This is a genomic window from Streptococcus sp. HMSC074B11, from assembly GCF_001808705.1.
Taxonomy (GTDB): domain Bacteria; phylum Bacillota; class Bacilli; order Lactobacillales; family Streptococcaceae; genus Streptococcus.
In genome coordinates, this window is sequence record NZ_KV794293.1 from 1 (window position 1) to 315 (window position 315).

At 43.8% G+C, this 315-nt stretch carries 1 pseudogene; it reads left to right on the forward strand.

The features are described from left to right. A pseudogene (locus HMPREF2619_RS08590) lies at positions 1-315 on the forward strand (hypothetical protein); the annotation flags it as partial.

Sequence of the window (315 nt, forward strand, 5' to 3'; positions counted from 1 at the left end):
ATGCGACCTATAACGCTTTGAAAAACGATGCTGTTCCTGGAATTGGTCAGCATGGACCAATTGACATTCCTGAGCCTTCAATTGATCCAGGAACAACAGATGCACCTATTGTCGATCCAACTCCTTCAGCTGAAGAAATGGAGTCCCCAATTCAAGATTCAACTCATCTAACTGGAGGAACAGAGCCACCAATCCAAAATTCATCTCATCTAACTGGAGGAATGGAGCCACCAACCAAAGGTTCATCTCCATCAGTTGTAGAATCGACACAACCACCGAAACAACCAGACTCTTCTCAACAAAAGTTTCAACAGA